This window comes from Paenibacillus sp. CF384, from assembly GCF_900106745.1.
Taxonomy (GTDB): Bacteria; Bacillota; Bacilli; order Paenibacillales; family Paenibacillaceae; genus Paenibacillus_Z.
Genome location: NZ_FNNV01000009.1, coordinates 62,767 through 88,297, shown reverse-complemented (window position 1 = coordinate 88,297; position 25,531 = coordinate 62,767). Strand labels below are relative to the sequence as shown.

Here is a 25,531-nt window from a genome sequence, read left to right as displayed (position 1 = left end):
TCTACCTCACATTCAGTATAACAGGAACTGGAAAATTAGGGATAACAAAAAGAAGATCGAGATGTCCATTACGGACATCTCGATCTCCCTAACCCTATCAGCTATTAGCAACAGCATTCCCTGCATATTCGCACACGATTTCCAGTTCCCGTGCTTCAGCAAAGGTGCGCTTCTCACCACTTGGCAGCGTGAGCGTAACCGGAATACCGGCTGGTCCGTTCACTTGAATGGTGAAACGGCTGCCTTCTTGCTGCCAGGCCACTTCAACAAGACCATGCGGCGTCGATGTGCTTCCCTTCGCCCAGCTGAGCGGCCCGACGACAGGCGATATCCCGATCTCGGCAAAACCAGGCGTGAGCGGCTTGACGCCGAGTATCTCCGCAGGGAATTCATAGAGCGGCAAAGCGCCCCAGGCGTGGCAATCACTGCGCTCTGACACCGGGTCCTCCACCCAGGCAGTCAGATGGAGATCGACTTGTCTGCGCCATGAATCCCACAGTTTGAATGTCAGCTCATACATGCCCGTCATCGCCAGCGCACGGAACAGGTAGTAGGACATCGCCGTCGAAATTTGCGCCAGGTCTGCTCCATCTCCGTCTCCGTCCAGCATCCGCACCGTCAGCGACTTCGCTTCATCGCCATTTACCGTTCCTGTGAGTACGGCCCACATCTGCGCATGCTGGCTGTAAGCTTCCACTTCCGGACCGTCGCGGAACAGCTGACGCGATTCCGACCAGCAATGCAGGCGAACAGCTTCGCGCACGGATGCTGCCCGTTCGCGGTATTCCGCGCCGACTTCGTTTCGTCCGGTCCACTCATTCATCTCTGCAGCTTTAACAAGCGCATCCGCATACATGAGATTGTATACCGTGAGCGGCCCTCGGCGTGCTGCATGCGGCGCTCCGGCATTGTCCTTCCATGCCATTGTCCAATCGACGAAAGACCAGTACGCTGTCGGCATTTGCCCGACAAGTCCGCTCTCCTCGCGGCGATTCTCGAACCAGCCGAGCACCGCATCCATTGTCGGACGATAGGCTTTCACAAGCGCAGCATCGCCATAATGACTGTAATGATCGTACACCATCATGAGCCAGAACAAGGCAAAACCCGGAATGACCTGTCTGTCGACAGATGGATAACGGCTTTGCAGGATGCCGCTTGGCAGCAAGGAGCTGTGGAAGTCGCGAATCGTCTTCCGACCGAGCCTGTCATCACCGCTCACCGAATAGGTAAACAACGCTTGAAGTCGGCTGTCCAGCTCATACTGCATTTGCTCGTAAAACGGAGTATCCTCATACGTTTCATGCATACAGCCGCGAAGCGTATTTAAGCTGATTTCCCATAACGGAGCGAATGTAGGATCGGATCCGTCAAAAGCAGCCAATTCCTCCAGCGGATAGCCGCTCTGCCGATAATCGATACCAGCCAGCGTGACAGGTTCATCCGCGGCTTGAAGCGTCAGACGAATAAACCGGAATCCTCTGCGGTGGATAGGCTCGTACACTTCACTTACAGCGGTACTCGAATTACCTACACCGGCAAGAGAATAGTAATCCTCGAACCCTAATAACGACTTGCCTTCTTGATCATCACGAATCCCTTTGTTGCGCATGCCGCCTTCGCCGGGCGGGAATTCATAAGATTCGGCATAAAGCACGGAGGCTTGTGCACCTCTGCCTCCATAGAACTGAACGCGCGGGTATCCGCTTGTCATCTTCGAAGCATCCAGCTCGACAATCAACTTCTCTCCCGGATTCAGCTCCACGCCGAGCAGCTGCTCCGGCGAGTCCCCTTCACTCCATGTCCGGTCCCCACTCGATGCCTGCATAACGCGTGTAAAAGAACGAAGGGTCTCTTGCATAAACGGAATAGACCGCTCGGTTAGCTGCCAGCGGGTCAACTGACCATACATCCCGTCCATAATCTCGCTGACAACCACTGCATTCGACCAACTGCTGTCATCGAAATCAGGAGTCGTGAAGCCGAACGGCAGCTCGCTGCCGTTCACTCGTTCCCCGCCGCCGATAAATAACGTAAATGTCTCCCGCTCGAACGTAAACGCTCCGGCGCCAAGACGCAGTGCCTGCCAACGAGTATCTGTGCTTACATCTTCCAACGTGTTACCCGATCCATCTACCAGTTGGCCGTCCAGCAGGAACGCTCCCATATCTGAGCGCCACACGGAAGCCGGTCCGGTTCGTCCGGTGTAGTAAATCACTTGGGCCGCCCACACATTCTCTCCGTCACGGAGCTTGTCCGTCACATCGATCACTTCATAGTAGTGCGTGTTCATGTCGCCTTTAAGCGGACCGCTTACGAGCGACTCTCCATTCAGCCAGATTCGATAGCGGCTGTCTGCAGAAACGCGTACAGTCAATCGAACATCCGACTTATCCGAAACGTGAAAGCTCCGGCGAAAATAAGCCAACTGCGGCTCTCGCTCACCTGCAGCGTGCTCGAGGCTTGGCCGATTCGGCCAGATCCATTTTGCCTGCCAATTAAGGTTCTCTTCCATGCTAGCTCTCCAACTCCTTCTCATAGCTCATGTCGCCATTCATCTAAGTGAGTTGCCATTACGCTGTCATCTTCCATTATAATGAAAATCGGTATTTTCATCAGCAACAATCTTACTAGTTCGAATTGGCGAATAATTTATAGATTTAAGCTAATAAATGAGTAGATAGATGCGACTCTAGGCCCTATATTTCCTGTTTGATCATTCACATGCTGTAGAAACGAATGTTATAATAATCATTACATATGACGAAATTGTTAACCTTCTTTCATTCCATTATCTAAAATTCGTATTCGACCGGGAGGATAACATGTCAGCTACAATCAAGGATGTAGCGAAGATGGCGGGCGTTGCCGTTTCGACCGTCTCCTACGCACTGAATAACTCGCCTAAGATCAGTGAAGAGACACGCCGTAAAGTCGTTCGGGCCGCTGAGGCACTTAATTTCCGTCCAAGCGGGGCTGCTCGTAATTTGAAGAAACGCAAGAGTGAGACGATCGGATTATTCCTGAACGATCTTGGCGGTCCGTTCTACAGCCAAGTCATTGAAGGCGTCCAAGAAATTGTAGCCTCACATGATTACAATTTGATCGTCTGCAGCACCTATGGCGGCGAGAACAGCTCTGCACATCGTTTCTTAAGAGAAAAATTCGTTGATGGTGCCATCGTTATGGGTACAGCGATCAGCGACAGCCTCATTCTTCAAGTAGCGTCGGAATCTTTCCCCATTGTCGTACTTGATAGAGAGTTACGTGGAGATTATGTACATAATGTCCTCATTACCAATGAGCAAGGCGGTTATGATGCAGTCACGCATCTGATCAAGCTGGGACGGCGCAATATCGAGTTTCTGAGCGGACCGACGGCTGCCTTCGATAACACGCAGCGATACGAAGGCTACAAACGCGCTTTGCTCGAGCATGACCTGCCCGTTCCCAAGCGGATTGCGATGCACGGCCGATTCCTCGAAGCCGGCGGCTATCAAGCTGTCAAGCTCCTGATTGCAAGCAAAAGGCTGCCGGATGCTATATTCGCAGCCAATGATGAGATGGCGATCGGTGCCATTCGTGCCCTGCACGAAGCAGGCCTTCGCGTGCCTGAGGATATCGCCATTGTCGGATTCGACAACATTAACCTTGCCCCTCTAATCAGACCTGCATTGTCGACGATCGGTCATTCTAAATTTGAGGTTGGCGCTATTGCCACCCAGCTCGTTTTTAATGCTCGCAAGGAAGAAGACTCCATCATCCTGCCTACCCAGCTGATTGCCAGACAGTCCTGCGGATTCTCAGGCGTCGTGAGTGAACAAGACCATGACAACTTAGTCGCTTCCATCCTTCATGTCGGGGGACGAACAAATCATTAACACTAGGTCGCTTTATTCAGAAGGGATCTGTTGCATTTCCTGAACGCGTGATCCGACAAATACGAATGAAGCCCGCGGAAATCCGCGGGCTTCATTCTGTAAATACGTTTGTCAATCGAAATCTGCTCCCTCATCGTCTGTTCTGCTTATTCCCAGGCACGAACCCGGCTAATTTTGGATATGAATATGAAACTGACAGCAAGCAGACAGAACGCGCAGCCGTTAACCAGCCGCATTAGTCCGATATGAAAGCTTCCCCATTGCACAATCGCGAATAGCGCCGAGATTGCGAAGCCGATGGCAAGGCCTAGCAGCCGCGAACTGACCATTTTATGATTGAATCCGTCAGGGAGCCCTTGCAGCTGAACCTCAGCCTTCTCGGAAGACACGCCAAGATTCACCACCGCAAAGCCGAAGCCTGCGCAGGACACCGCAAAGGTGATGACGGATGAGTCGCTGCCGCCCCAAAATAGTAGACAAATCGAAGCGAACATGCATAGCAACAATCCAATAGGGATGGAAGACCAAGCTGATCGAGCGAGCATATTATCCGGAATGTAGGCTCCAACACATAGCATGATGCCGGTAATGAGGTTCAAACCTATCGAAATCGGAGATAGGTTGAAACCCTCCGATAGCGCATACCCCGCAGAAACAAATAGTACCGTGCAGAAGAAATGGGAGGCGAAAAGAGCGATTAGAAGCCGGCGATGCCGCGGTCCATGCAGATTAGTCATAGCTGAATGCCGTCGTATAGGCTTCATCTGATCATCCTCCGTTTATCTTCGAAGATTCCAACCGTCAGCGCCATATTTATCTACCGCAAGCTGGTTGGCCAATTCCGTTTCAAACTCCGTTAAGGTGCCGTAGATGAGTTCGGTTTCCAGACCTTGAGCAAATCCGATGCGAAAAGCTTCTTCCACATCCGAAATCATTAGCGGCAGTTCCCCTTTGCGGCGCAGACAGGTATTTATCGCGACTGCTTTGCGCTCGAATACTTTTTTCATCAGCCGCTTTTCCGTCTCGTCGTCGAAACGCAAAACATCGTATAACAGGTCAGCGTCCAGTTCAATAAGGATGGAACCGTGCTGGAGGATGACTCCTTTGGTTCGCATTTGTGCGCTTCCCGCGATTTTCTTGCCTTCAACGACAAGCTCATACTTGGAAGGAGCATCGAAACATGCAGCCGACATCACCTTTCCTCTCGAAGCACTGCACGTGGATGGATCCGCCAAAACATCAGCCTCTAAGTCGTCCATACCCGACATGTTCGCGGCTAAACCTAACTTGCGAAAGCCAAACAGCAGTCCCATGCTGAGCACGCGATAGGCTTCAACTACGCTGCTCGGAATGCCGGGATAATTCTCGGAGACGATGAGGCTATAGGTGAGCTCTTGATCATGAAGCACCGCGCGTCCGCCGGTTGCCCGCCGGACGAAGCCGAGGCCATGCTTGTGCAAAGCATCAAAGTCGACCTCTTCGGCAGCCTTCTGGAAACAACCAATGGACAATGTCGCCGGACTCCAGCCGTAGAATCGAACGGTTGGCGGTACAAGTCCCCGTTCATGAGCAACGACGATCGCTTCATCGATTGCCATGTTCTCTGCCGGCGTCCGATTCCCCGTGTGTACGAACCTCCACATCGCAGTCACATCCCCAGAGCCATGTTGTCGGCCTCGAGCATTGCTTCGCCGATAATTTCGGAGAGCGTCGGATGCGGATGAATCATTCGGCCGATCTGCATCGAAGTCGCCTTCAACAGCTGCGCAAGCGATGCTTCGCCGATGAAGTCCGTCACATGAGGTCCGATCATGTGAACGCCAAGGACATCACCGGTATTCTCGTCCGCAACAACTTTAACAAAGCCGTCGGAGTCGCCTAAAACCAGCGCTTTGCCAATCGCCTTGAACGAAAACTTGCCTATTTTGACCGAATGCCCGTTTTCAACCGCAGCCTGCTCAGATAATCCGACACTAGCAAGCTCGGGACGGCTGTATATGCATTTCGGAACGGAAACAGCCTCCAACGAATGAGCGTCAAGTCCGCAGATGCTCTCTGCCGCCGTCACCCCTTCGTGACTGGCAACATGGGCGAGCTGCAAACCGCCGACGACATCGCCGATTGCATAGACATGGGGATCGTTGGTCCGCATTGATCGGTCGACCGCGATGACCCCCTGTTCGATCCGCGCTGCCGTTCGTTCGAGGCCGAAACCTTCAATATTCGCCGCTCGTCCAACAGAGACAAGCATACGATCTGCCATCAGCGTCTCGATCTTACCTCCCCGCGAGACCTGCAAGACTACGCCTCCACCGTCCGCCAAAACACTGTCCGGAAGCAGCATTGCGCCTGTCAACGTTTTGATCCTGCGTTTCGTGAACAGACGCGCCAGTTCGCGGGACAAGTCCTCATCCTCTGTTGGCACGATCCGATCTGCCGCTTCGACGATTGTGACTTGTGCGCCGAAATCATTCAACATCGAAGCCCATTCAACGCCAATGACGCCGCCTCCGACGATTATTATCGAAGCCGGGACGGCTTCCATGGCAAGCGCTTCATCACTGCTCATTATCCGCTCGTTTACCGGCAACCCGGGGATACGACGGGGACGTGATCCCGTAGCCACAATGAGGTCACGATAGCCGATGCTTATTGGTGGTTCACCTTCCGCTTTGCCGCTGCCCCTTACATCTATAACGCCATTACGATCGCTCGTAATTGCAGTATTTGCAATCAGACCCATGCCTTCATAGACATCGATCTTGTTCTTCTTCATCAGGAAGCGTACGCCGCTCTCGAGCCGCTCAACGATAGCATCCTTGCGGGCTAGCACATTACTGTAATCAAGTTCGATCCCCTGCACGCGGATGCCGAAGCTTGAGCTGCGCTTCATAGTCTCGTAGAGCTCCGCGCTGCGCAGCAGCGCTTTGCTGGGAATGCAGCCCTTATGCAGACAAGTGCCGCCCAGCTTCTCTTTCTCGACCAGCGCAATGCGTTTGCCCAACTGCGCAGCTCGGATGGCGGCTACATAACCGCCGGGGCCGCCACCCAAAATAACGATATCATAGTCGTTCATAATAACACTCCCCCCGCAGCACTGACTGCCTTCGCGCGCTCGACTTGCTCGCGGGCGTGATAGGAACTTCGGACGAGCGGCCCTGCCTCGACATGGGCGAAGCCAAGCGCAAGTCCCGCCTGCTTGAGTACTTCGAATTCCGTTGGATGATAATAGCGAACGACATCCATATGCTTGGAAGTCGGCTGCAAATACTGCCCAATCGTCAAAATATCGCATCCGGCTTCTCGCAAATCACGCATGGCTTCAATAAGCTCTTCCTTCTCCTCCCCCAGACCGACCATCAATCCGGATTTCGTCGTCTGACTTGGACGGAGTTCTTTGGCCTTGCGCAGCACGGACAATGAACGGTCATATTTGGCCTTTGCACGCACTTTGTCCGAAAGCCGGCGCACCGTCTCGAGATTGTGATTCAACACATCCGGCTTCGCCTCAAGCAAGGCAGCGAGCCGATTCGCGTCACCGCCGAAATCCGGGATTAGCACTTCGATGCTCGTTAGCGGGTTTTCCAAGCGCACAGCCACAATGGTCGCAGCAAACATCGTTGCACCGTGATCGTTCAGATCGTCACGGGCGACGGAAGTGATGACGACATGCGCAAGTCCCATCTCGTTGACGGATTGCGCCACATGCCGGGGCTCCTCCAGATCGAGCTCTGTAGGCTGGCCCGAGTTTACGGCGCAGAACCGACAGGCGCGCGTGCAGATTCTCCCCAAAATCATGAATGTTGCCGTCCGCTGACTCCAACACTCGAATATATTCGGGCATTTCGCCTCCTCGCACACCGTGTGCAGCTGGCGGCCGCGCATCATCGATTTGATCTCTTGGTATCCGTCTCCTGTATGAAGCGATATTTTCAGCCACTCCGGCTTGCGTTCCCTAGGCTTCGGCATCTTGCGCACCTCCTTATTTGGATGCAACGAACGCCGCGTATCGCTCAGCGCTCCAAAGCGCGGCCACCACTTCCGCCGCTTCGCCTTCCACCTCGACCTCGATAATCCAGCCTTCTCCGTACGGGTCCTCGTTCACTTTTTGCGGTTCGTCCAGCAATTCCTCGTTCACTTTCACGACAGTTCCGCTAACAGGGCTGAACAGATCGGATACGGTCTTTACCGACTCGATCGTCCCCATCGGCTCGTTCGCCTCAAGCGTTACCCCCACTTCCGGGAATTCCACGAACACAATGTCGCCTAACTGACATTGCGCAAAATCCGAAATCCCAATTCGAATGATGGTTCCTCGCGCCTCAGCCCATTCATGTTCCTCTGTATATCCCAATCCTGCTCTCACTTCACTCAAGTTCAACATCCTTTCCGTTATATGGTAGTTGACTGCTGTTGTCCGTCTCCTGCGATTCCTGCAGCGTCCAGGCGTTATTGAGGAGCATTGCTGCATATGCTTTAAAAGAAGGATTTATCGCCTTGCCGAAGCATACGGCCTTGGCCGCAATGATATGCATAAGCGGTCCGCCCTGTATGCTTGGAAAAATAAATTTAAAACCCTAGACCTTCCATTAATGCCGGTAAACCAATAAAAAGGGACAGAGAACCGGCTATTCGCCAAGTTCTCTGTCCCGGGTACCTGAGAGTTTAAACGGTTCAAGAACCGCTCTTACCCCTTTGGTGGCTTTTAGCTCTCTCCAGAGTTGCGTCGAATGGCGGTACGTTTACCTGAGAGATTAATCTTCGGCCGGCCGGCCGTCGACTTGCTCCTTCGGTGCCTCCAGAGCGGTTCGCTCCTTCAGTCTCTCCCTGCCATCGTCATCCGCTTATTCGGTTGTTGATGCGTTTAGCTTAAATCAGAATGATTATTAATGTCAATATATCTAACAAAATATTGACATTAAAAATACTTTTGTTGACAAAACCTATCATCGTTGTGTAAGAATAGACTGTGACAACTAAATATGCGGATGATGATACAGGGAGAGATCGCCAATAAGCAAGATTTCGGCGGCGCCGAAGGAGTAAACCTCACATAGGTGAATCTCTCAGGCAAAAGGACCTTTATCGGACGCGCCTCTGGAGAGCATCCCGTTCGCGGGATCACCCACGGGGAAACTTATGTCCCTTCTTTTCATACGGACATAGGGTAACTCTCAGGTACAAAGGACAGAGCAAAAAGGAAACGCAGGCAGCTTCGGCTGAGAATGCGCTGCCTTTTTGTTGCTGTCCTTCTTTGCGTTACTATCACGAATTCGAGGAGGAGAGATAAGAATGGCCGATTTGAAAAGAACCCCGTTGTACCCGCTCTATGCCGCTCATCCGGAGGTCCGCTGCATCGATTTCGGCGGATGGGAGCTGCCCGTCCAGTTCTCCGGCATACAGAAAGAACACGACGCCGTTCGGCAGCGCGCCGGTCTGTTCGATGTCTCCCATATGGGAGAATTCAAGGTGACAGGCTTATTCGCGGAGCGCTTCTTGCAGCTGTTGACGACGAATGACGTCACCAAGCTCGCCGACGGCCAAGCACAATACTCACTGATGTGTTATCCGGATGGAGGCGTCGTCGACGACTTGCTTGTCTATCGAATCACGGCCGATCAGTTCATGGTCGTCGTAAACGCTTCGAACATCGATAAAGATTACGAATGGATGCGAGATCATTTAATCGGGGATGTCCTGCTCGAGAATATCTCCGATAAGCTGGCCCTTCTCGCCTTGCAGGGACCATCAGCCGCCGCTATCATGGCTGCCGCAGGCGCCGGTGCCGACGTCCTCGAACTCCCTTCATTCCGATTCGCAACAAGCACCTCACTCGCGGGAGTGAATGCGTTAATTTCGCGAACCGGCTACACGGGCGAGGATGGTTTCGAACTCTATGTTCAGGCAGACCGAGCCGGCGACGTCTGGAAAAACCTGCTCGCAGCCGGCGAACCGTTCGGCTTAATCCCTACCGGACTCGGCGCTCGTGACACTTTACGCTTTGAGGCGCGTTTGCCGCTATACGGTCAAGAGCTCTCGAACACCATCACGCCTCTTGAGGCTGGAGTCAGCTTCTTCGTCAAGCTCGACAAAGAGGTCTTTATCGGCCGAGAAGCGCTGGTCAAGCAGAAGGAAGAGGGACTGTCCCGCAGGCTTGTCGGCATCGAGCTGATTGACCGCGGTATCCCCCGCTCGCATTACCCTGTCTACGGAAACGGCACATTGATCGGAACCGTCACGACAGGCACACAATCGCCGACGCTGAAGCGTAACCTCGGTCTCGCTTTGATCGATGCGAACTTTGCCGCTCTCGGCACCGAACTGACAGTTGAAATTCGCGGTAAACAGTTGAAGGCCAAAGTCATAAAGACCCCATTTTATAAAAGACTTCCTAAGGAGTGAAATTAATTGGCTAATTTACACCGCTACATCCCCGTAACCGATCAAGACCAAGCCGATATGCTTGCAACGATCGGCGCAGCATCGATCGAAGAGCTGTTCCGAGACATCCCGGAATCCATCCGTTACCGCGGTACGTTGCCGATGTCCGCCGCTCTCGACGAGTTCTCCCTGCTTGAGCATATGAAGGAGCTTGCCGGCCGCAACGCCGACACCGACCGTTACAAAAGCTTTCTTGGTGCGGGCATCTATGATCACCACTTGCCTGTCGTTATCAATCACATGATCTCTCGCTCTGAATTTTATACGGCTTATACGCCTTATCAGCCGGAGATCAGCCAAGGCGAGCTTCAAGCCATCTTCGAGTTCCAATCGTACATTTGTGAGTTAACCGGTATGGCTGTCGCAAATGCCAGTATGTATGACGGCGTTACGGCCTTAGCCGAAGCAGGCGCCTTGGCTGCAGGAGCAACGAAGCGAAACCGGATCGTCATCTCGCGCACCGTCCATCCGGAAGCCCGCGAGATGGTCCGCACGATGGCTCGCGGCCTCAACCTGAACATCGTCGAAGTAGGCTATACGAACGGCGTTACAGATCTGAACGCCCTACAGGCAGCCGTAGACGACAAGACCGCAGCCGTGCTCGTGCAATCACCGAATTTCTTCGGCGCAGTCGAGGATCTAGCCGCCATCGAGCCAATCATTCACCATGTTAAAGGACTGCTTGTTGTCAGCAGCAACCCCTTATCGCTCGGTTTGCTGGAGACACCGGGTAAGCTCGGAAGCGACATTGTCGTCGGTGATGCGCAGCCGCTTGGCATCTCGCAATCGCTCGGAGGACCGACCTGCGGGTTCTTCGCCGTCACCGAGCCGCTGATGCGGCGGATGCCGGGCAGAATTGTCGGCCAGACCACGGATATCGATGGAAAGCGCGGCTTTGTTCTGACTCTGCAAGCTCGGGAGCAGCATATAAGGCGGGAGAAAGCGACGTCCAACATCTGCTCGAATCAAGCCTTGCTTGCTCTATGCGCTTCGATCTACTTGTCGACGATGGGCAAAGAGGGCTTGCGCGAGGCCGCTAACTTGAATGTACAGAAAGCCCATTACGCAGCCGATCAGTTTGCAAAGCGCGGCTTCGAACTCCCCTTCACCGCTCCGTTCTTTAATGAATTTGTCGTGAAGCTGCCGACCAACGTTTCCGTAAAGGAAGCGAATCTGAAGCTGCTTGCAGCCGGCTTCCTCGGTGGCTGCGATCTTGCGTTTGCCTATCCGGAGCTGCAAGGACATATGTTAATTGCTGTGACGGAGAAACGTACGCGCACGGAAATCGATAACTTTGTCACTAGACTGGAGGAAATGGCATGAACGATATGAGGAACATGTCATTGAAACCGGCCAAATCGCTGATATTCGAGCTCAGCAAACCAGGGCGCGTCGCTTATTCCCTCCCGCCTTGCGATGTACCGGAATCGGATCCTTCTGCCTTCATTCCTGCCGCAATGCTAAGACAAACGCCTGCACAGCTTCCCGAGGTTTACGAGGTCGACGTAATCCGTCATTACACCGAGCTGTCCCGGCGCAATTTCGGCGTCGATAACGGCTTTTATCCGCTCGGCTCCTGTACGATGAAGTATAATCCGAAAATCAACGAAGACACCGCTCGTTTTGCGGGCTTCGCCAAAATTCATCCCTATCAGCCGGAAGAGAGCATTCAAGGCGCACTCGAGCTGATGTATGTGCTTCAGAACGACCTGGCTGCACTGACCGGAATGGATCAGGTTACACTTCAGCCGGCTGCAGGCGCCCATGGCGAATGGACCGGGCTGATGATGATTCGCGCTTACCATGAAAGCCGCGGCGATGTACGCACCAAAGTGATCGTTCCGGACTCCTCGCACGGAACGAATCCTGCCAGTGCCACCGTCGCAGGCTTCGAAACCATCACAATCAAATCGAACGAGCACGGCATGGTTGACCTAGGCGCGCTGCGCGCAGCTGTCGGCAAGGATACCGCAGCGCTCATGCTCACAAATCCGAGTACCCTCGGCCTGTTCGAGGAACAGATCGTTGAGATCGCAGAGATTATCCATGAGGCCGGCGGCCTGCTCTATTACGACGGAGCGAATTCGAATGCGATCATGGGCATCACCAGACCCGGCGACATGGGGTTTGACGTTGTCCACCTTAATTTGCACAAGACGATGAGCACGCCGCACGGCGGAGGCGGCCCGGGAGCCGGCCCTGTCGGCGTCAAGAGTACGCTCATCCCGTTTCTGCCTAAACCTCTTGCCGCCAGACGCGATGACGGCACCTATTACTTTGACTACGACCGTCCTGAGTCAATCGGCCGGGTCAAAGCGTTTTACGGCAACTTCGGCATTCTTGTACGGGCATATACGTATATTCGGACTTATGGACCGGAAGGACTGCGCCGCGTCTCGGAATGTGCGGTTCTAAATGCCAACTATATGATGCACCGGCTCGCTCCACATTTCGAGCTTCCCTACCCCGGCGTTTGTAAGCATGAGTTCGTGATGTCGGGTCGCGGCTTGAAGGAGTACGGCGTCCGCACGTTAGACGTAGCCAAGCGGCTGCTCGACTTCGGTTACCATCCGCCAACCATCTATTTTCCGCTCAACGTCGAGGAATGTATCATGATCGAACCGACCGAAACGGAGAGTAAAGAGACTCTCGACGGGTTTATTGAAACGATGATCCAAATTGCCGAAGAAGCACGCACGAATCCAGCCATTGTACTAGGCGCACCTTATGATACAGTCGTACGCCGGCTGGACGAAACGACAGCCGCCCGCAAACCGGTTCTCAACTGCGCGTGCAGCTAATCAGCAGCACTTAGGACAAATCCGATAGATTTGTTAAGCCAAGCCAATATCGAAAAAAGCTTAATCCGATCTCATCTAAGAGATTGGATTAAGCTTTCATCTTTATTTCAAGCTAGTTTGTGTCGTTCTTTCTCGACGCGCGCCGATCATAAAGACTGCAGCATCTGCAGCTCCTTTGTTTTACTTGGGGGCCGATCTATTTTTTCTGGTTAGAGCTCAAGCTTAGCTTCTCATCGACAAACTTATCTACGAACGCACGAGCTTCCTTCTTTTCCTGATCGGCTTCTATTTGCGTTAGTTGTTTATTATCCACAAGTTTCTTTAGCTGCGCGTCCACATCAATAAGCAGAGCATCGATGAGCTGCTGACGAGTAAATCCTTTGTCTTTAGCGATTTCGGTAAGTGATTTTCCGGAATTAACAAATTTCTCAAGTGCGGCTTTATCTAGCCCAAGGAACACAATCGCTGCTTTTATATTAAGACCATACTTGTCATCCGACATTTGCTTATTCAGAGGCTCGTTTACAATCCGATTCGCCTCGAAGTTGATCTTCTTCTTCCTATTGCTCTTGTCTTCATCCGTCAGTTTCTCGGAATCGTCAGGATTCTGCATGCCGCTCATGATTTGATTCGTCACTTCATCAATAATCGGCTGAATCGCGATTCCTTTCTCTTTCGCAAGATCACCGAGCGATTTGCCCGCTTTGGCTGCCTTCTCATAGGCTTCTTTATCTAGACCGAACTTCGTTATTGCAATTTGGGCTACGTCGACGCCTACCCCGCCGTGATCCTCTTTATAAACCCGTTCACGCTTAGCCGCCTTCAGTTGTTCCGCCAATGGCTCGGTTACGATCCGCTTCGCCTCAAGGCCAACCTTCTTCGTGATATTGCTCTTCTCCTCAGCCGTCAACTTCTCGGCATCATTGGGCTTCTGTATACTTGCCAGCAGCTGTTTGGTTAATTCATCGATAATCGGCTGAATCGCAATCCCTTTTTCTTTCGCAAGATCGGTGAGTGATTTGCCATCTTTGACCGCTTTCTCGAAGGCAGCTTTGTCCAGACCGAACTTCGTTACTGCTAATTCAGCGATGTCGATTCCACTGCCACCATGATCTTCGATATAAACTGCATGACCCTTGTCTTCCTTCATCTGCTCAGACAGCGGCACTGTTACGACCCGATTCAGCTCGGTGCTGACTTTCAGATTAATATTGTTTTTCTCTTCGTCGGTCAGTTGCCCCTCAGAGCTGCGTGCCTTCTGTATTTCTGCCACCAGCTGTGCAGTCAGTTCGTCGATAATCGGCTGAATCGCGATCCCTTTCTCTTTCGCAAGATCGTTGAGAGATTTGCCATCTTTAGCCGCAGCCTCGATAGCTGCCTTATCCAGCCCGAGCTTCTTCACCGCGATGTCGAGTACGTCAATTCTTGCATCCTTACGTTCCGATTTGACACCACTTTTGTTAATCGAAATCACATGATACTTCTTGTCCGGGTTCTTCTGGCTTGCCCCATCTGCTGCCGCATATGCCGATACCGGAATCGCTACAGCTAGTGCAATGGCCGCTCCGGCCAGCTTCCACTTCTTGTTCATGTTGATGATAACCTCCTGTACCTTAATTCCGCCCATGAGCGGTTACAATACTGATTCTAACGAGACATTCTGAAACTAATCTGAAATGTTCGGCATGGTCACGCGAAATGTAGTGCCGACCTCTGGTTCACTCCATACCTGCAATCTTCCTCTGTGCGACAGAACAATTTGCTTCGCGATGGCAAGACCGAGTCCTGTTCCTTCCGAGCGGCGAGTCCTAGCTTGATCTAAACGATAAAACCGTTCGAATATGCCGGTTAAATGCTCCTTCGCAATACCGATGCCGGTGTCGGTTACCATGATTGCGGCTTCATCCGGCCCGCTTTCGATAGCAACGGTTACTGTGCCCCCCGAACGATTATACTGAATCGCATTCTCCGCCAGGATGAACGTAAGCTGCCTGATTCGTACCTCATCGCCGCAAAATTCCCTCTCCACCGTCTGGGAGCTTTCCGCTAAATGCAAGCGCACCTGCTTTCCCTGTGCAATCGGCTCCAGCTGCTCCAGGACTTGCAGAACCATACTGCGTAAAGAGAATGGCCGCTTCATAATTTCAATCCGACCGTTCTCGCTGCGCGCAAGCGTCAGCAAATTGTCGACAAGTCGGATCAAATGATGAATTTCCTTGCCGGACTTGGCGAGCACATTCCGGTAGAACTCAGGCAGCGTCTCTCGCTGCTCATTAAGTACCTCCACGGAGGACCTTAATATGCTGAGCGGAGTACGCAGTTCATGGGATGCATCTGCCGTGAATTGCTCCTGGCGTCGGTAAGCATTGAATATGGGAACCATGGCCCGGCCTGCAAGCAAGTAGCCGGCGGCGGCTCCAGCAAGCAGCATAACGAGGGCAAAGCCTGCGAACGCCCATCGCAATTGAACAAGCAAGGCGACGTCGCTTGTCACCTCCTGTGCGACGATGACTCGATATTCATCTCCGGTTGAGGCGTTGATTGTCAGCCCCCCAATACGAAATGTTCTTCCATCAGACCGCACATTGTGATACTTATCATCTGGCTTGCTTAGTATACTCGGGAGCAGCGGCAGAATGGGAAATTCACTTGCAATAAGACTGCCATTCTTACCTCCGGGAGATTGAAGCAGAATTTCCCCTTGGGCAGAAACAAGCCAAGTCATCTGATTGAGTTGCAGCCCCGTCGGCGAGAAAGCCTCGTTAAGCTTCTTGTCATTCATATTTTGGTCAAACAGTACAGCCGCTTTCGGCGAATCCAGCAGTTCTTGGAGATCCTTCGCGTATTGATGACTGAGTGACCGCAGCTGGTTATTCTCCGTCGACGTAAGGATATACTGGACCATCCAATGCGCAAAGAATACGGTAAGAAGAAGGATGACACCGATTGTGATTGAAAATTGGCGCGTCAGCTGGGTCTGCGTTCGTTTAAACATGATGCTCCCCGCCGTTCTGCGAGAGTCGGTAACCTGCGCCGTAAACGCTGTGAATGCATTTATGCTCGTACGGCCCGTCCACTTTCTTGCGAAGCAGCTTGACCGTGGAATCTACCGTATTCAGTGTCACGTCTGCCCCTACGCCCCAGACTTGATCCAGCAGCTGCTCGCGCGACAGCACCTGCCCTTCATGCCGCATCAAGCAGACAAGCAGCTGAAATTCACGCCGAGTTAACGTAATCGCTGCTCCACCGCGCGTCACTTCGAACCGATTCAGATGGGCAACCAAATCGCCCACCTGCAAGGAATCGGATTGTATGACACGTTCTTGACGCCGGAATAACGCAAGGAGCCGCGCCTCCAGTTCTTCGAATGCAAACGGCTTGATCATATAATCATCTGCCCCAGCGAGCAATCCTTCTACACGATCCTGTACGGCGTCCCGAGCCGTAAGCAGTAGAATCGGCGTATTATCATCCTTCTTCCGGGCAGCTCTAACGAGGTCCATACCTGTTGCACCGGGCAGCATCCAATCGAACACATATACGTCATATCGGCCGGGAGCCATAGCCTGCCGCGCCTCCGCACCGTCCTTCATCCAATCCACGACATGATAGCGCCGCAGCAGCTGATGCTCCGTTAACTCGCCCAATGTTTCATCGTCTTCCGCAAACAGAATTCGCAACTTCTTTTCCCCCTATATAAACTTGACCTTTGAGTATCCAGCGAATTGCTTCCATCATTATACCTGCAAAAGATGAAAGCATTCTGAAAAACCAGAAACGAAAAAAGCTTAATCCGATATCCCCAAAAGGATTGGATTAAACTTTCTTGTCGATTTCAAGCCAGGCTAGGTCGTTCGCCCACGACGCACGCCGATTATATATACGGAAGTATACCGAATCAATAAATATAGAAGCAGTGCAGCTTGCGGAATGACCGTTTCAAGTGTCGGGTAGATGCCAAGGACATTCACCGAGATGCTTCTCGATATGGAATGCGCCGGCACCCAGGTTGCAACCTGAAGCGAATGAATGCTTTCGCCGATGAACCGGAACACCAGCACATAGATGAATGCCGAAGCTGTGAGGAAGAACGGGCGAAGCGGCAGCTTCACACTGTACTTAATCATCAGTACGGCAAGAATCAGGAGTAACAGCAGCGCCACCGCGATACCAAGCAGCATCTGCATCGGATCAATAGATGCAGCCATCCCCACGTAGAATATAGCCGTTTCCGCGCCTTCGCGGAAGATGGAAAGCCCCGATACGACAAATAAGGACCATAAGCTGCCCCTTGCCAAGGCACCTCCGACCTGCTTATCGATAAAGGCATTCCAAGCGCGAATATTGGACTTCTTATGAAGCCAATTCCCGACTAGGAGCATGAATAGAACAGCGGCGAGTCCGCTTATTCCTTCAATCTTCTCTCGCATGCTGCCTGACATCGCCTGCGAAACCGCATAGGTCAGCACGAGCGCCATAATGGCGCTTAGCAGCAGCCCCATGCCCGCTCCGCCCCAGATCCATTTGCGCTTATCCGCATGGCCGGCTTTGTTCAAATACGAGATGAGCGCTGCCAACACCAGAATAGCCTCGAACCCTTCTCTGAGCAGGATCGCACCTGCATCGAAAGCGTTGTAACTCGCTTCCTCCAAAATCGGCGCCAATTGTTCCTTCATGCCTGCGATGATCTCGCCGGCTTTCTCTGTCTCAGGAGGCTCGGAAACCAAATAGCCTGCAGCTTCTGTCATCTGGTTCTCGATATCGCGATAAACCGCAGCTGATCGCAGCTGGACTTCTCCTTCTACGCTCGGCCACATGCGAATGAAAGCTTGCATTTGGCCGTTCGATTCCGCAGCATGACCTGCTTTCGCATCCGCCTCCGCTTGATTCAGCACTTCAAAAGCATCTGTCAGCGTTAAACTCATATCTGCTGCTGTCTTGGCAATCTTCCCTGACGCATAATCCTTGACCTGCTGCAGCAAAGCAGCGGTTTCCGCTTCGGCTTGCGCTGCGCGCGGAGGATCCGAGCGAAGCGCGATCCGAATCATGCTCATACTCGTCTCAAGCGAGCCATAAACGATGACGTTATCGCCCCGAATCGGCTGCTCGATCTTCTTCCAGCCGCTGTCGATCTGTCTGTAGTCCGCATTCGCTGCAGACCAGGACCCCTCTTTAATATGCGTAGTCAGCTGTTCCAATAGAGGGATCAGCGTCGCTGCTGCATCAGGTCCTGTCATTTGCGTCTTTCCGCTGGCAGACTTCGCATAGGCATTGACGGCCTTTGCAGCTGCTGCTAATGCTTTCTTCGCCGCTGCAGGATCATCTTTCGCTGCAGCCACCGCTTTATTGGCATGAGCCAGTGCAGAATTCACATTCGCAGCCAGGTCCGAATTCTCCGCCTGAACGCCTTCCCAAAGCTGATTCGCCTCAGTAAATGCGTCCTGCGCATCCGTAAACTTCTCTTGGCCGATATCGACAAGCGCATCGCCGATCAGAGGAAGTATCCGTTCAATAGGCGCTTGTTCACCTGCTGCAATCGCATTACTGCCCAGTGGAAACCATAATATAAGCGCTATAAACACAATGGGGAGCAAGCTTGCTCCCCGCTTCACCCAATGCCTTGGTGTATGAAATTTCACCTTCATGTATCTATTCCCCTTCTGATCACAACAGTGTATCCCCAATATAGCCGCCTTTGCGTACACCCGGGAAACAAGCAAATACAGCACTTCCATGGTGTAGGATGTATTCGTTCAGCTTGTCGGTTGCAAGCCGCTGCTGCATGGGAATAAACTGTTTGGCAATGTCGCGTTGATAGCTGATGAACAGAAGGCCTGCATCCAATTGTCCGGTCGCATTGTCGAGTCCGCTGGAGTACGAATAAGAGCGTCGCAAGATCCGAATCGAGCTGTCGCCTCTTGCCAGACGCACATGGGAATCCATTGGAATTAGCGGGTTCCCTTTCTCATTCTTCGCCGCAAGATCAACTTTATCCCTCTCATTCTGACTGCCAAGTGGTGCTCCGCTGTGCCGATTACGGCCAAAGGTATCTTCCTGATCCTTAAGTGTCGAGCGATCCCACACTTCAACGCGAATCCGAATACGTCTGACGACCATATAGCTTCCACCAGCCATCCACGGAGCTCCGTCGCTTGCACCAGCCCAAACAACCTCTTTCATCGTCTGCGCATCGTGAATATCCGGATTACCAGTGCCATCCTTAAAGCCCATGAGATTTCGCGGCGTAGCGCCAGACGGATCCGCTTGGCCGGTACGTTGAAAGCCCTCCTGCGTCCACCGAAGAACTGCCTTCCCTCGCGCTATGCGGGCGAGGTTGCGTATAGCATGGAAAGCAACCTGCAGATCATTGGCACAAACTTGCACGCCAATATCTCCGCCAGTCCATTCCTCGCGCAGCGCATCCCCGTTAAAGAGCGGCAGCTCAGCGAAGCTAGCCGGACGTTTCCCCGCAAGACCGAATCGTTCATCAAAGAAGCTTGGCCCTACCCCAAACGTAATCGTCGTTCGAGAAGGATTCAGTCCGGCGGCTTCTCCCGTATCCGTAGGCGGTACATGTTCATTCTCATGAACGGGCTCTCCGATTAATTGTCCACGAGTCATTGCGCTTGCAGCTTCCGTCCACTTCTTGAACAGCTCGCGTACATCCGCAACATCCGTCGTCCGTAGATCAAAAGCGGCAAAACAAATAAAATCCTGTGAAGGCGTTGCAATGCCCGCCTGATTCGGACCGTAGAACGCTACAATGTCGTCTTCGGACTGTGAAGCCTCGCTACCGTGCAGACGACTGCTTGCTTCCAGCAGTCCGCCTGTTCCTAGGCCGCCGAGCAGAAGTCCGGCTCCGCCGATACCGGCCATCTTGAGCAGATCGCGCCGGCTAACTGGTTTTTTCCAAATTCCGCTTTGTCCTTCTTCCGGACGGTTCTTCTTCTCCTGGTCCTTCATCTCTAATTACGCCCCCAAAATAGTACCCATCTGCGAAAGCGGCTCTGCAAGTGCATCAAGCGATTGGCTCAGCGATTTGGTATCCGCGTCCTTTAAGTCGGTAAACAAGACAAAACCGTCGCCTGACTTGTACTTATCGAGAAGGCCTTCCAATTCGGTAAAGCGTTCACCGATTTGCTTCTCCAGATCCGCATCTTTTTGCGCAAGCGCAGGCTTCAACAGTTCATAAATTTTCTTCGCTCCTTGAACGTTCGCAACAAAATCATACAGATCCGTGCGGGAATAACGTTCCTCTTCCCCTGTTACCTTCGAGGAGGAAACCTCGTTAAGCAGCTCTACCGCGCCGGTCACGAGCATCGTGCTGTCTACTTCAACGGTTTCCATCAATGCGCGAAGCGCTTTGACATCACTGAGAAGACGATCGGCATACTCCGTCATGCCGTCCGTAGAGTTATCGACCCACAGCGCTTTCTCGATGCGGTGGAATCCGCGCCAATCGGCTTCAGCCACATCGCCTTCGCGCGCATCGATATTCGGATCGAAGTCGCCAAGCGATTCTGCAATCGGCTCAATACGTTCATAATACATCCGTGCAGGGGCATAAAACTGCTTCGCCTCATCGATATTGCCCGCTTTGACGGCATTTACGAACTTCTCCGTATCCGCGATCAATAGATCGCACTGCTCAATGCCGAAAGCCTGATATTGGTCTTGCGCCTCCGTTAGATCAACTGCTCCTTCACCATTCGCAGCTGCTGCATTGGTTGCCTTGGACGCGTTAGCATTGTTGTCATTCTTACCGCAACCGGATAATACGATTGCTGCCGCAGTTAATAGAACTGCACCTCTATACCAAACTTTCATGTTTGCATCCCCCTAGTAATGATAATCAATCTCATTATAAGCCTGTGGATGCCAATCGTAAATGCAAAAAAAAAAAGATGACCTCTCCAAGTGGAGAGATCATCCTTCTCACCGATCATTTAATGATGCCCGTATTTGCAATATGAACTTTCACTTCCGTTTTTATCTTCACTTCCTTGTAAGTTTTATTCCAATCGATGGTTTTCCATAGCTTGACATGATGGGCTTTGAGCCTTCTTCCAATGCCAAGCGCATCGCAATTTGCCTGCTGCAACTTCCTTGTTACGCCTAAGGCTCGTTTGCTTAGGTTTGCGTTAATTTCCTGCTTCACCTGTTCACGATCGACTTCCTGGCCCAGCTGGTTCGGAAAACTGCCAAGGACACCATATAAGTCTACCTTCACAAAGCATTCGATTTCGGACGTGGATGGCTTGACTGACAAGTGGATGGATCTCTTCATTTTGCGCGCTTGAAAGGTAAGCATACTCCGCTCAACCGGTATGTCCATGTTTGCAAATTTATTAAGCTTGCCGATCATGAGCAATAACAGTGTACTATCCTCATTTTTTAAGGTTTGTCCGGTAAATTTATCCTCATCGAATAGACCGACACTGTCAATGACCAAGGCTTTATTCCCTAATTTTTGAATGAGAGGCAGCACCATATCTTCGCCCAGGTCAAACATTTGACTCCAGATCGAATACATCGTTTGATTTGGAATGACCGTCGTGCGCTCAGCCCCATTTATCAATTGTTTAATGCCGAATGCGATGGGACTGTTATCAATTTTTTTGAAAGATAATACTTCGGCAGCTTGCCCCTTGCTCATTAGAATATTCGAATTCAGATAGCCTTTCGGATTCCGATAAAAGTACTCCAAGGGAACTTTGATCCCTTGTTTGGCTAGTTCTTCCCCAATGATGACAACATGCGTCTTACTGGCTTCGACGGTGCCGGGAAGCATACTATCTATTTTCATGCCTGTACTGGCTGTTGATGCCCCGCTTGCTCGCATCTCTTGGTCCTTTACATCAAATTGGCCGCCGCCTTTGCTGTCGAGCTGGACTGTTCGAACGGTCACAAGTATTTGGTTATCCTTGTCCTTGTCCAAGCTAATTCCGTTTACCATTTTCTTTGTCAATAAATATTGGCTGTCCCAGCAGCCTGCTAGCACCATTATGCATAACAAGATCCATACCGTAATAAACCACTTTCTTCTCATACTGACTCGACCTTTTCATTGGTTTTAACAAGAAGGGATGCGAGCCAGAGCAATACCGGCACCGCTGCAATCATGATCAGATAGCCATACTCCAGCCATTTACTGAAAGAATCCACATTCTCAATTGTCGTTAAATACCACGCTGCAACGAAGACAATTCCCCCGCTGAACCATACTAGCTTTCTATAGGCGCCTTGCTTGGTCGTAAGGCTCTTTCCGGCGACAGATAAATAAGAAACGATGGTTGCAGTCATCGGAATACTCCAGATCGTCAGGAAAATCAGGTCTAAACGATCAAACAGTTGAAAGGTCAAGCCTTTAAATAAAAACAAAACCGGTTCATTCACCGGCTCTAACGCCTTTGGAGAAAATCCGATCAGGCAGATGAAAACAAAGTAGGTATAAAACAATGTAACAAAGCAATTGGCTAATGAAATTAAGGTAAACATGCCTTTCTTATTATCTTGTACATGGGAGAAGAAAAATAGTGTCACCTCAAACCCAAGCATGGAGAAGAACGTTTTGTCGCTTCCCTTGAAAATTCGCAGCATACCTGAATGGCCTAAAGGCAATATGTTCGTAATATGCATATCATTCTTAAAGTTTAAAATGCTGAGTAGAAGCAACACAATGAACAGCATGGAAGCTAAGACAAAAAACCTAGCGATGACGCGCAAATTATCATGAGCCAAATAAACGCTCGTCCCGACGATCAGCAGAAGCAGCACCCATCCGGGGGTCAAGGGGAGCATCCATGTATTGATCAACTGTACGTAGAGTGAACATGCATACGCCGCGATGAATACGAAGAAACCAAAATAGACGAGATTGATCGTTTTTCCCAAATATCGCCCAAGCAGGCGATTTGTAATTTCGCTCAAGGTTTCATTCGGAAATTTCTTGAGCAGCCGCCAATAGACGAATAGCAAAATCTGGATAAGTGCCCCGGCCAAAAGAACCGAAATCCAAGAATCTCCATTCGCAATGCTCTGAATTTCAGAGGGCAAGGATAATAAGCCTATTCCAATCTGCGTCTTGATAATCAAAAAAAACAACTGGGTTCTGCTTATCGTCATTTTCATGGACGCTTCCACCTCCCGAATATCGTCTGCTTAATGAGGCCGAATTCCGCTTTTCGCGAGCTTTTATTGACCATCCACAGAGGCAGTCTAAGCAACACATCTTTAAAATTCTCTTTTCCTTGAAACGGGCCGAACGGCGCAAAATAGGGTATTCCCAATGTTTCGATTTTGCAGAGATGGATGAAGATCAGCATCAGCATAATGGAAATACCGAAAAAACCGAACAAGGATGCAGCTATCATCATGGGAAATCCCAATACCCGAAGGCTGGTTCCAAATTCGTTGACTGGGTTTCCGAAAGACGCAATCGCCGTGAGCCCGATGACGACGATCATCGTGTTCGAAACCAATTGAGCTTCCACCACAGCGGTACCAATGACTAAGCCCCCGACAATACCGATCGTCTGAGAGATGGGTGAAGGCAGCCTAATCGCGGCCTCCTTCAGCAGCTCCAGGATGATTTGCATAACAAGCGCTTCTAGTATAGGCGGTAAAGGAACGTAAGTTAACGCCACCTTTACCGAATAAAGAATTCCGATCGGCAGCACTTCAGAATGGTACGATACGGTAGCGATATAGATGGCCGGTAAGCAAATGGCTAATAGAAAACTAACTAAACGAAGCAAACGGTAAAAAGACCCGATAATCCAGCGTCTGTTGTAATCATCCGGTGTCTGAAAAAAGGAAAAGAACGTAATAGGCAGTATCAAAGCGACTGGATTACCATCGACGAAAATTGAGATTTTGCCTTCCATTAAGTAAGCTACCGTCCTATCGGGCCTCTCGGTCTGAATCGCTTGAGGAAATGGTGAGAGCGGATGTTCTTCGAGCATCTCATCAATGTTTTCTGTGGAATACAGATATTCCAGATCGATTGAGGAAAGTCGTTTCTCGCATTCTGCAACGACTTTGGGATCCGCAAAGCCAGCCATGTAAATCATCGCGACTTTTGTATTTGTCACACGACCCAGCGTAAGGTACTTCACTTTTAATTTTGGATTCGTCATGCGAGTGCGAAGCAAATATAGATTGGTACTCAAGCTTTCGATAAATCCATCATGTGCTCCCTTGATGATCTGCTCGCCTTTCGGTTCCTGTATGGCTCGGTCTTGCGACTTTGCTACGGGTATCACGATCGCGGTCGAGTCACTTTCCGTTACAATGACGCAATGTCCTTCAAGCATATATTTTCCGATTTGGATTAGATCGGATGACTTTTTGACTTCGACTGCAGTTAACTTCTGCTCGATATCATCGGGGCTGGATTCCAGCAATGCATCAATGACAAGCGTTTGAATGGAAGCCGATTGTACCAGTGACTCCAGATAGATCAATGCGCAGTTTTGATCCGAGCATGCGAGCTTCTGCATCATCAGATCTTCTGTTTGTGCGAAATAGTTCTGAATCTGAACAATCTTCTTATCGAGATCCCCGGCTTCCATTTCAATCGTTACTTTAGGACCAGAATTTGTTTTTCCCTTCTTGGTGCGAAACATGCCATCACCACCTGCCGATAGTTAATTCTTTCCTTATTGTTCTCAAGCACGCTATTATTTATGAAAATAGTATGGGTATCCATGAAAAAACAGCTAGATCATTGGATTGATCTAACTGTTTGATGATGACCCTTTTCGATTAATTGCCTCAATTCCATAACCAGCCAGCGCGCTCGCTCGCTAGGTTTACTTCCTCTGTAAGACATGTTCGATACGCTTGTCGGGCACAAACCAAATGATAGCGACCAGTGCAAAGAAGAAGCACGAAACCCAGGCGTTAAGATAGGCGGTCACGATTGCTAATATATAAATCACAGGCGAAATCTTGCCTTTGAAATCTCTCCCTATCGCCGCTCTAATAGCAGAATCAGATGGGTGCTGGCCCAGAATCGCGCGCTGCAATAACCAATATGCTATAGAAGCAAGCAGCAGCACGATGCCATACAACGCTGTTGGCGTGGGGGCAAAGTGACTCTCTCCTATCCATGCCGTAGAGAAAGGCACAAGTGATAACCAGAACAGCAGCAGCATATTGAGCCACATTAGCTTGCCCGTTAGCGTGTGAACGGCATGAAGAAGATGATGATGATTATTCCAATAGATCCCGACATAGATGAAGCTTAACAGGTAACTGAGCAGCTTCGGCGCCAGCCCGATCAGCGAGTGCCACTCATGGCCTTCCGGTACTTTGAGCTCCAGCACCATAATTGTAATGATGATGGCGAACACGCCATCGCTGAACGCTTCCATTCGATTTGCTTTCAACGTACTCACTCTCTCC

20 protein-coding genes, 1 pseudogene and 2 riboswitches are annotated in these 25,531 nt (G+C 51.1%); of the genes and pseudogenes, 4 read left to right on the top strand and 17 right to left on the bottom strand.

The genetic code is table 11. The features are described 5' to 3' along the window. Positions 1-97: 97 nt before the first annotated feature. Positions 98-2,515: an alpha-L-rhamnosidase-related protein gene (locus tag BLW29_RS16115; protein WP_177186665.1), complete on the bottom strand. Its 2,418-nt coding sequence runs from the start codon at positions 2,513-2,515 to the stop codon at positions 98-100. 310 nt (positions 2,516-2,825) lie between these two features. On the opposite strand from BLW29_RS16115, the gene BLW29_RS16110 reads away from it, so the two are divergent. Continuing rightward, entirely contained in the window at positions 2,826-3,881 is a 1,056-nt protein-coding gene (locus BLW29_RS16110; protein ID WP_090981354.1) for a LacI family DNA-binding transcriptional regulator, read from the top strand. A gap of 146 nt (positions 3,882-4,027) precedes the next feature. Here BLW29_RS16110 and BLW29_RS16105 read toward each other — a convergent pair whose 3' ends face one another. From BLW29_RS16105 to BLW29_RS32125, 6 genes and pseudogenes are all read right to left on the bottom strand, one after another. Continuing rightward, entirely contained in the window at positions 4,028-4,645 is a 618-nt protein-coding gene (locus tag BLW29_RS16105; protein ID WP_090981352.1) for a hypothetical protein, read from the bottom strand. A 15-nt stretch (positions 4,646-4,660) separates the two neighbouring features. Continuing rightward, positions 4,661-5,524: a lipoate--protein ligase family protein gene (locus BLW29_RS16100; protein WP_090981350.1), complete on the bottom strand. Its 864-nt coding sequence runs from the start codon at positions 5,522-5,524 to the stop codon at positions 4,661-4,663. Positions 5,525-5,529: 5 nt separating this feature from the next. Further along, positions 5,530-6,960 (bottom strand): dihydrolipoyl dehydrogenase, encoded by a 1,431-nt coding sequence (lpdA, locus tag BLW29_RS16095; protein WP_090981638.1) that lies wholly within the window; start codon positions 6,958-6,960, stop codon positions 5,530-5,532. Beyond that, positions 6,954-7,898: a lipoyl synthase gene (lipA, locus tag BLW29_RS16090; protein ID WP_371264734.1), complete on the bottom strand. Its 945-nt coding sequence runs from the start codon at positions 7,896-7,898 to the stop codon at positions 6,954-6,956. The genes lpdA and lipA overlap by 7 nt, the downstream gene beginning before the upstream one ends. Next, entirely contained in the window at positions 7,864-8,256 is a 393-nt protein-coding gene (gene gcvH, locus BLW29_RS16085; protein ID WP_090981346.1) for a glycine cleavage system protein GcvH, read from the bottom strand. Before gcvH ends, lipA begins: the two co-directional genes overlap by 35 nt. A 52-nt stretch (positions 8,257-8,308) precedes the next feature. Then, positions 8,309-8,452: pseudogene (locus tag BLW29_RS32125) on the bottom strand (serine hydroxymethyltransferase); the annotation flags it as partial. A 153-nt stretch (positions 8,453-8,605) separates the two neighbouring features. Next, a riboswitch (glycine riboswitch) is annotated at positions 8,606-8,721 on the bottom strand. 148 nt (positions 8,722-8,869) lie between these two features. Further along, positions 8,870-8,973, top strand: a riboswitch (glycine riboswitch). A 200-nt stretch (positions 8,974-9,173) separates the two neighbouring features. On the opposite strand from BLW29_RS32125, the gene gcvT reads away from it, so the two are divergent. From gcvT to gcvPB, 3 genes are read left to right on the top strand one after another with little or no spacing between them, the layout of a single operon-like run. Beyond that, positions 9,174-10,283 carry a glycine cleavage system aminomethyltransferase GcvT gene (gene gcvT / locus BLW29_RS16075; RefSeq protein WP_090981342.1) on the top strand — a complete coding sequence of 370 codons (1,110 nt, stop codon included), beginning with the start codon at positions 9,174-9,176 and terminating at the stop codon, positions 10,281-10,283. 6 nt (positions 10,284-10,289) lie between these two features. Further along, positions 10,290-11,645: an aminomethyl-transferring glycine dehydrogenase subunit GcvPA gene (gene gcvPA, locus BLW29_RS16070; protein WP_090981340.1), complete on the top strand. Its 1,356-nt coding sequence runs from the start codon at positions 10,290-10,292 to the stop codon at positions 11,643-11,645. Continuing rightward, entirely contained in the window at positions 11,642-13,123 is a 1,482-nt protein-coding gene (gene gcvPB, locus BLW29_RS16065) for an aminomethyl-transferring glycine dehydrogenase subunit GcvPB (RefSeq protein ID WP_305728486.1), read from the top strand. The genes gcvPA and gcvPB overlap by 4 nt, the downstream gene beginning before the upstream one ends. Before the next feature lie 196 nt (positions 13,124-13,319). Here gcvPB and BLW29_RS16060 read toward each other — a convergent pair whose 3' ends face one another. The 10 genes from BLW29_RS16060 to BLW29_RS16015 all read right to left on the bottom strand — a co-directional run bounded on the left by BLW29_RS16060 (position 13,320) and on the right by BLW29_RS16015 (position 25,515). Continuing rightward, a complete protein-coding gene (locus tag BLW29_RS16060) occupies positions 13,320-14,714 on the bottom strand; it encodes a hypothetical protein (protein WP_090981338.1) in 1,395 nt (464 codons plus the stop codon). A 75-nt stretch (positions 14,715-14,789) separates the two neighbouring features. Further along, entirely contained in the window at positions 14,790-16,118 is a 1,329-nt protein-coding gene (locus tag BLW29_RS16055; RefSeq protein ID WP_090981336.1) for a sensor histidine kinase, read from the bottom strand. Further along, complete coding sequence (locus tag BLW29_RS16050; RefSeq protein ID WP_090981334.1) at positions 16,111-16,803, bottom strand: response regulator transcription factor; 693 nt, start codon at positions 16,801-16,803, stop codon at positions 16,111-16,113. The genes BLW29_RS16055 and BLW29_RS16050 overlap by 8 nt, the downstream gene beginning before the upstream one ends. Positions 16,804-16,968: 165 nt before the next feature. Next, positions 16,969-18,768: an FTR1 family iron permease gene (locus BLW29_RS16045; protein ID WP_177186664.1), complete on the bottom strand. Its 1,800-nt coding sequence runs from the start codon at positions 18,766-18,768 to the stop codon at positions 16,969-16,971. Between the two features lie 19 nt (positions 18,769-18,787). After that, positions 18,788-20,086, bottom strand: a complete 1,299-nt coding sequence (gene efeB, locus BLW29_RS16040; protein WP_090981330.1) for an iron uptake transporter deferrochelatase/peroxidase subunit — start codon at positions 20,084-20,086, stop codon at positions 18,788-18,790. 6 nt (positions 20,087-20,092) lie between these two features. Then, a complete protein-coding gene (gene efeO / locus BLW29_RS16035) occupies positions 20,093-20,950 on the bottom strand; it encodes an iron uptake system protein EfeO (protein WP_090981328.1) in 858 nt (285 codons plus the stop codon). A 115-nt stretch (positions 20,951-21,065) separates the two neighbouring features. Further along, the gene (locus tag BLW29_RS16030) at positions 21,066-22,172 is read right to left on the bottom strand and encodes a Ger(x)C family spore germination protein (RefSeq protein ID WP_090981326.1); all 1,107 of its coding nucleotides are present in this window, start codon (positions 22,170-22,172) and stop codon (positions 21,066-21,068) included. Further along, a complete protein-coding gene (locus tag BLW29_RS16025) occupies positions 22,169-23,254 on the bottom strand; it encodes a GerAB/ArcD/ProY family transporter (RefSeq protein ID WP_090981324.1) in 1,086 nt (361 codons plus the stop codon). Before BLW29_RS16025 ends, BLW29_RS16030 begins: the two co-directional genes overlap by 4 nt. Further along, positions 23,251-24,750, bottom strand: coding sequence for a spore germination protein (locus BLW29_RS16020; protein ID WP_090981322.1), 1,500 nt, complete (start codon positions 24,748-24,750; stop codon positions 23,251-23,253). Before BLW29_RS16020 ends, BLW29_RS16025 begins: the two co-directional genes overlap by 4 nt. A 186-nt stretch (positions 24,751-24,936) precedes the next feature. Further along, positions 24,937-25,515 carry a TMEM175 family protein gene (locus tag BLW29_RS16015; protein WP_090981320.1) on the bottom strand — a complete coding sequence of 193 codons (579 nt, stop codon included), beginning with the start codon at positions 25,513-25,515 and terminating at the stop codon, positions 24,937-24,939. Positions 25,516-25,531: the final 16 nt, after the last annotated feature.

Bases quoted from the DNA above. Each gene is read 5' to 3' on its own strand.
- BLW29_RS16115 (WP_177186665.1), bottom strand. From the start codon at position 2,515: ATGGAAGAGAACCTTAATTGGCAGGCAAAATGGATCTGGCCGAATCGG.
- BLW29_RS16110 (WP_090981354.1), top strand. From the start codon at position 2,826: ATGTCAGCTACAATCAAGGATGTAGCGAAGATGGCGGGCGTTGCCGTT.
- BLW29_RS16105 (WP_090981352.1), bottom strand. From the start codon at position 4,645: ATGAAGCCTATACGACGGCATTCAGCTATGACTAATCTGCATGGACCG.
- BLW29_RS16100 (WP_090981350.1), bottom strand. From the start codon at position 5,524: ATGTGGAGGTTCGTACACACGGGGAATCGGACGCCGGCAGAGAACATG.
- gcvT (WP_090981342.1), top strand. From the start codon at position 9,174: ATGGCCGATTTGAAAAGAACCCCGTTGTACCCGCTCTATGCCGCTCAT.
- gcvPB (WP_305728486.1), top strand. From the start codon at position 11,642: ATGAACGATATGAGGAACATGTCATTGAAACCGGCCAAATCGCTGATA.
- BLW29_RS16060 (WP_090981338.1), bottom strand. From the start codon at position 14,714: ATGAACAAGAAGTGGAAGCTGGCCGGAGCGGCCATTGCACTAGCTGTA.
- BLW29_RS16055 (WP_090981336.1), bottom strand. From the start codon at position 16,118: ATGTTTAAACGAACGCAGACCCAGCTGACGCGCCAATTTTCAATCACA.
- BLW29_RS16045 (WP_177186664.1), bottom strand. From the start codon at position 18,768: ATGAAGGTGAAATTTCATACACCAAGGCATTGGGTGAAGCGGGGAGCA.
- efeB (WP_090981330.1), bottom strand. From the start codon at position 20,086: ATGAAGGACCAGGAGAAGAAGAACCGTCCGGAAGAAGGACAAAGCGGA.
- efeO (WP_090981328.1), bottom strand. From the start codon at position 20,950: ATGAAAGTTTGGTATAGAGGTGCAGTTCTATTAACTGCGGCAGCAATC.
- BLW29_RS16030 (WP_090981326.1), bottom strand. From the start codon at position 22,172: ATGAGAAGAAAGTGGTTTATTACGGTATGGATCTTGTTATGCATAATG.
- BLW29_RS16025 (WP_090981324.1), bottom strand. From the start codon at position 23,254: ATGAAAATGACGATAAGCAGAACCCAGTTGTTTTTTTTGATTATCAAG.
- BLW29_RS16020 (WP_090981322.1), bottom strand. From the start codon at position 24,750: ATGTTTCGCACCAAGAAGGGAAAAACAAATTCTGGTCCTAAAGTAACG.